The organism is uncultured Campylobacter sp. (assembly GCF_937996225.1).
GTDB lineage: Bacteria > Campylobacterota > Campylobacteria > Campylobacterales > Campylobacteraceae > Campylobacter_B.
This window is the reverse complement of record NZ_CALKTC010000069.1, coordinates 1-5,978: the sequence shown is the minus strand read 5'-3', so window position 1 is coordinate 5,978 and position 5,978 is coordinate 1. Positions and strand designations below refer to the sequence as shown.

Here is a 5,978-nt window from a genome sequence, read left to right as displayed (position 1 = left end):
GCGAAACGGAAATGTGATTATACAAGAGCGATGCTTAAAGGGGGCTGAATAATTAGTAGAAAAATGAGGAGTTCTTAAGCAAAGAAAAATTCACAAAAAAGGTAAAATTTTAAAGAAAACCGCCAAATGGAAAAGCGAGGAAATTCAAAAATAACCAAACTCAGTGTGCTTTCGCATACAAAATTCTACTCTTAAAATTCCCTCATAATTTAAAATTTTTAAAATTCTAATACGCCATCAGCTTGGCGCCGAAGGCTCCGCGCACTAAGCTTTCGCTTTTATTTGCCAGCTTATCCATCATCTTTTCATACGCCGAGGGCTCCTGCCAGATCGGATCTGCTACGCCGCTAGCCTTTACGAGCGCGCTTTTAGCGTCATCTAAAGAGCCCACCTCGTCGATGAGGCCGACGCTTTTGGCGCCGCTAGCTAAAAACACTCGCGCATTCGCCCACGTATCGCGCTTCCTAAGATCCAGCGAGCGCGCCTGCGCTACCTCGCGCGTGAATAGCTCGTAGCTCTCATCCACTAAAGCTTGCAGGCTCGCGCGCTCCGCGTCGCTCCATTTTCGCATCATCGTGCCCGCCTCTTTGAGCTCGCCCGCTTTGACGATCTGTTCGGCAAACCCCAATTTAGCGGCCGCTTCGCTCACGTCAAGCCCCTGCATGATCACGCCAATGGAGCCGATGAAGCTGCCCGGATTTGCATAAATTTTACTCGCCCACACGCCGCCTAGGTAGCTGCCGCTCGCCATCGTGCCCTTGGCATAGGCGACGACCGGCTTGCGCGAGTTTAGAGACTTGATGGCCAGCGAAATTTCCACGCTCGGGCTTAGCGCGCCGCCGGGACTATCGATCAGCAGAAGCACTCCTTTGATCGCCTCGTCGTTTTTCAGGGTTTCGATCTTTTCTAAAATTTCGCTATCGTCCATTATCGCGCCGCTTAATGAAAGCTGAGCGAGATTCGCGCCCTTTTGTTGTGCACTTTCGCCGTCTGCGAAAATCAAAAACAAAATAAGCAGAAAAATCAGGGATTTAAAGTATTTGTTGATAAATCCGAGCACGGCGCCGATCGGCGCAAAGATGTTCTTTAGAAATTGCATTTCATTCCTTCGATAAAAAGTGATTTTGCGTTTTTGCTCTGCAAAATGAGCTGTAGCGGCAGCTGAGCTTCGTCACACTCAATGCCTTCAAAAACGGCGATGTCGGCGAGCTTACCGGCTCTCAGCTCACCTAAATTTAACCCAAGCGCGGCTGCCGCATTTCTCGTCGCGCCTAAAATCAGCACCCGCGCCAGTTCCGCCAGGCCCAGCTCGTCGTGTATCATTAAATTTGCACGCAGCTCGTCTAAAAAGCTTAGGCTAAAATTCGAGCTAAGCCCGTCGGTAGCGATGTTGTAATTAAGCCCGCTTGCGAGCAGCTTTTTAAAGCTTAGCCGCTTTTTGCTAAGCAGGCGGTTGGAGCGCGCGCAGTGCGTGATCGAGTGGAGCTTCGGATCAAAGATACTAAAATCATCCACCCAAACGCAATGCGTAAAAAGCGTGCGAAGCCCGTTAAAATGCGCTACGAAGCTCTGCGGCGAGTAAAAAGGCGCAGGCGTTGGGTTAAATTTAGCAAGCCAGGCTTTAAATTTGCCGCGACCCGTGCGCAGCCACTGCCGCTCATACGCGCTCTCCATAAAATGCGTGCTTATAGCAAGCCCGTTTTCGCGGGCAAGCTTCGTCGCAAACTCCGTAATCTGCGGGTGCGTCGAGTACGGCGAGTGCACCGATACGGCGGGGATAAAAAGCGAGCTTGCAAGCGCCTTTGAGCGTTCAAAACGCTCTTTAAATTTCAAAATATTTTCCGCCGCAGCGTTCTTGCTCGCGCCTAAAATTTCATTAAAAAACACGGTTCTAATGCCGCTTTGCGCGCAAGCTTCAGCCTCGCCGCCGAAGCTTGAAATTTCGCCGATCGTACCCACGCCGCTTCGCATCATCGCGACGATCTGCTCCAAGGTCAATCGTCCGCGCGCCGCGGCGTCCAGCTGCTGCCTTGAGGCGATGACGCTACCTAGCCAGTCTAAAAAATCGCCGTAGCGCAGCGTGCCTTTGTTTGCACTAAATTCCAAATGCACGTGCGGATTTATAAACGCAGGCATCACTATGTCGCCGCTAAAGTCCAAAATTTCGGCTTGCGGATATTTGCGCGCCGCGCTCGCAAAGGCGCAAACCTCTATTATCTTTTTATCAAAGACGATCGCGCCCTCTTTTAAAATTTTAAAATTCTCATCGCAGGCAAGAATCCACTTCGCCCTTAAAATTCTCATCGTTTTCCTTATCTAAAACAGCGCGTGATTTTAGCATAAAATTCTATTTCGCGCTAAATTTAGAGATAAAATTTTATCGCTTGGGCTTGAGCGGACAAATTTGGCGCCATAGTAAAAAATAAGCTCGCTTTGGTTATAATTTTTGCTTAAATTTCAAAACAAGGACGTAAAAATGAAAATTATGGTGATTCAAGGACCGAATATCAATATGCTCGGTATGCGCGAGCCCGCTATTTACGGGGTTATGAAGATGGAGGATATCCATAAGCAGATGAAGGCGGTCGCCGATCAGAGCGGCAACGAGATCGAGTTTTTCCAGAGTAATTTCGAAGGCGAGATCGTCGATAAGATCCAAGAGTGCTTCGGTACCTGCGATGGCATCATCATCAACCCTGCCGCCTACACGCACACTTCGCTCGCTATCCGCGATGCGCTCGCCGCAGTCAGTCTGCCCGTGATCGAGGTGCATATCTCAAACATCGCCCGCAGAGAGGAGCTTAGACAAAAAAGTCTAATAGCGCCTGTGACTGCGGGTCAGATCATCGGATTCGGTCCAGTGGGATACCATCTGGCGATGATCGGAATGATTCAAATTTTTGAGCAGATCAAGGCCGCCAGAGCCGAGCAGAAAGCCAAATAAGTTTGGGATTAAATTTGAAAAATTTTATCCTAAAGGACGAAAACGCCGTATTTCACGAGTGCGGATATAGCTGCGACAACGCGATATTTCTAAGTCTTGGTGGGCGCAAATTTTTCCTCACCGATGCGCGTTATAGCATCGAGGCGCGCGAGCTTTGCAAAGATACCGAAGTGATCGAGGTCGAGCGAAATTTGATAAAAGACACGCGGCTGTTTTTGCGAAAGGCGGGCGTAAAGGAGCTTAGCTACAACCCGTACGATTTTAGCGCGGGCGAGTGGGGGGCGCTTAGTAAAGGGCTTGGGATAAGATTTAAAGCGCGGGCGAATTTTTCGCAAATTTCGCGCATAGTAAAATCAGAGGATGAGATAAAAATTTTAAAACAAGCGGCGCAGCTAGGTGCCCAGAGATTTGACGAATTTGCCGCGTTCGTGCGCGCTAACGGCGAAGGGATGAGCGAAGAGGAGCTGTTTTTTAACGCCGAGCTCATCTTTAAGAAAAAGGGCAAGCTCGCGCTTAGCTTTTCGCCTATCGTCGCGATCAACGAAAACGCCGCCAAGGCGCACGCATTGCCCGGAAAGAAGCGTTTGCGGCAGGGCGATTTACTCCTGCTTGATGCAGGGGTTAAATTTGATCGCTACTGCTCGGATAGGACGCGCACAGCGTGCTTTGACGAAAATTTTAACTTCGGCAAAGAACAAAATTTTAAAAACGCCAAACGGCAAGAAATTTACGAGATCGTAAAAGAGGCGCAAGCTCTGGCGATCGCGGCGGTTATGCCTGGCAAAAAGGCGAGCGAGATCGACGCGGCGGCTAGGGATTTTATCGCCGCTCAGGGCTACGGCGAAGCGTTTTTTCACAGCACCGGACACGGCGTCGGAGTCGATATCCACGAGCTTCCGTTTATCTCGAAGCGCGGAGATACCGTGCTACAAGAGGGGATGGTCTTTAGCGTAGAGCCTGGGATTTACTTACCCGGCGAGTTTGGCGTGCGCATCGAGGACGTCGTGGTCGTACGCGAAAACGGGGCCGAAATTTTAAGTGAGCAGATTCGATGAATGTGCGACTTAAGAAAAACGGATTTTACGAGTGCGCGGACGCGCTATGCGTCGTAAAAAGCGCAGTTTTCCCGATGAGGCGCCGCGAGCGCGGAAATTTTAAAAATTTATACCTGCTCGGGCTCGGCGGGAATTTAGGGGATGTCAGGCGACACTTCGAGCGATTTTATCGCGTTTTGCAAAGCGACGCGCGCTTTTTCGTAGCGCAAAATTCTCCGATCTTAAAAAACAGGCCGTTCGGCTTTTTAGATCAGCCCGATTTTTTAAACGCCGTGATGCTAGTGCAAAGTTCCCTAGCGCCGTTTGCGCTGCTTAAGATTATGCAGCGCGCGGAGCTACGATTTGGGCGTAAACGAAGCTTTAAAAACGCGCCGCGCACGCTGGACGTGGATATTTTATATGCAAGCGCGAAAGTGCGTGCCTGCGAGCAGCTCGTGCTGCCGCATCCGGGTGCCTGCGAGCGCATAAGCGTGATTTTGCCACTTGGAGAGATGAAATTTAAAAGAGGACTGATATGCAAACTAAAATCGTAAATTTTTTAAGCGCCAAGGGCGGAGTCGGCAAGAGCGTGATTGCAGCAAATTTCGCCGAAATTCTAAGCGAGCAGGGCTACCGCACGGCGATCATCGAAGCGCCAAATTTAAACAATCAAGAGATCATCTTAAACGCTTTGCAAAGAAAGAGGATTTCGCTACCAAGCGCCATCGCAATAAAAATTTCTCAAAATTTAACGCTCGTTTCGCCCGCGCTTGCTTCACAAAATTCTGTAAATAGCGCGAATTCTATGGCGCAAAATTCTATCAAAAACGCAAGCTCTAGCGCGGACGATTGCGTCATGCAAAATTCTATGGATAGCGCACAAAACCGGGAAGGCGACGAAAGTAGCGGCTCGCGCAATTATGTGCAAAAGCTTACGAGCTCTGATGACAAAAACAACTCAGAAAATTCCGCCGCTTCAAATTCAATGGCAAACTCTGCAAAAAATTCTACGAATTGTGCAGCCAAAAAGCCGCAGAATTGCGAAGATGGATGGAATTTTACAGAATCAGAAAGCCTAGAGAATTTTAAAAGCAATGATTTCACCAAGCAAAATTCAATCCCTGACGAGAATTCTCAAAATTCCGCAAGTGAAGATGAAATGAAAAATTCCGCCCGCTCATCAAATTCCAAAAAAGCCGGAAATTCCGCAAACGCAAAGGCTCACGAAAGCCCTGCTTGCTTCGCAAGCGAGCTAAAAGAGGCGGGAATCTTCGATTTTATTTTGATCGATGCGGGGCTTGAGTATCTTGGAGATTTTTTGAGCATCGGCGACGAAAATATCGTGCTGTGTGCGAACGAACCCTGCTCGATCAGCAACACCTACGCGCTTTTAAAGACGCTTGGAGCGAGCAAAAAAGAGGTTTTGTTTTTGCTAAATTTCACCGCGAGCGAGGATGATGCTGTGATGATTTACGAAAATCTAAAGTCGGTTGCGCACCGCAATATAAGCGAGCTGGGCTTTAAACTGCTAGGCTTTGTGCCGTTTTGCAAACAAGTAGCCATCTGCTCACAAAATCGCGCGCTTTTTAACTCGCACTATCCGTTTTCGCCCGCTACCATCGCGCTTAGACAAAGTGTCTCGCGATTTTTAAGCAAACAGGGCTGCGAGCCGATCGATATGAGCGCTTATCGCGGCGTCGGCGGATTTTTACGAAAGCTTAGCAACCTAGTATGATTTACGATGAAATTTTAAAATAGCTACAATCCGCTATTTTAAGGCTAAATTTAAAAATTTAATGCTAAGCTAAAAGCCAAAATTTTAAAATATATATGAAAAAGATAGATTAATCATGCAGATAAAAGAAATTTTAAAATATACAGTTTTGTATATTTTAACGGCTTTTATTAATTCTCAAGTAAACAAATATACATTATTACTATTTGGAAATGAAATGTTTGCTTTTTTATGTGCAACAGGAGTTAGTACCATATTAAATTTT

At 47.8% G+C, this 5,978-nt stretch carries 6 protein-coding genes; 4 read left to right on the top strand and 2 right to left on the bottom strand.

From position 1 onward, the window contains the following. Positions 1-226: 226 nt before the first annotated feature. Positions 227-1,099, bottom strand: a complete 873-nt coding sequence (sppA, locus tag Q0174_RS07930; RefSeq protein WP_298043119.1) for a signal peptide peptidase SppA — start codon at positions 1,097-1,099, stop codon at positions 227-229. Beyond that, positions 1,087-2,304 (bottom strand): metal-dependent hydrolase, encoded by a 1,218-nt coding sequence (locus Q0174_RS07925; RefSeq protein ID WP_298043117.1) that lies wholly within the window; start codon positions 2,302-2,304, stop codon positions 1,087-1,089. Before Q0174_RS07925 ends, sppA begins: the two co-directional genes overlap by 13 nt. A 172-nt stretch (positions 2,305-2,476) precedes the next feature. Here Q0174_RS07925 and aroQ point away from each other — a divergent pair, with 172 nt between their 5' ends. The 4 genes from aroQ to Q0174_RS07905 are packed head-to-tail and all read left to right on the top strand — an operon-like array spanning position 2,477 to position 5,713. Next, the gene (gene aroQ, locus Q0174_RS07920) at positions 2,477-2,944 is read left to right on the top strand and encodes a type II 3-dehydroquinate dehydratase (protein WP_005869936.1); all 468 of its coding nucleotides are present in this window, start codon (positions 2,477-2,479) and stop codon (positions 2,942-2,944) included. A gap of 14 nt (positions 2,945-2,958) precedes the next feature. After that, a complete protein-coding gene (locus Q0174_RS07915; protein WP_298043115.1) occupies positions 2,959-3,999 on the top strand; it encodes a M24 family metallopeptidase in 1,041 nt (346 codons plus the stop codon). Further along, positions 3,996-4,532: a 2-amino-4-hydroxy-6-hydroxymethyldihydropteridine diphosphokinase gene (folK, locus tag Q0174_RS07910; protein ID WP_298043113.1), complete on the top strand. Its 537-nt coding sequence runs from the start codon at positions 3,996-3,998 to the stop codon at positions 4,530-4,532. The genes Q0174_RS07915 and folK overlap by 4 nt, the downstream gene beginning before the upstream one ends. Beyond that, positions 4,514-5,713, top strand: coding sequence for a P-loop NTPase (locus Q0174_RS07905; RefSeq protein ID WP_298043111.1), 1,200 nt, complete (start codon positions 4,514-4,516; stop codon positions 5,711-5,713). The genes folK and Q0174_RS07905 overlap by 19 nt, the downstream gene beginning before the upstream one ends. Positions 5,714-5,978 lie beyond the last annotated feature (265 nt).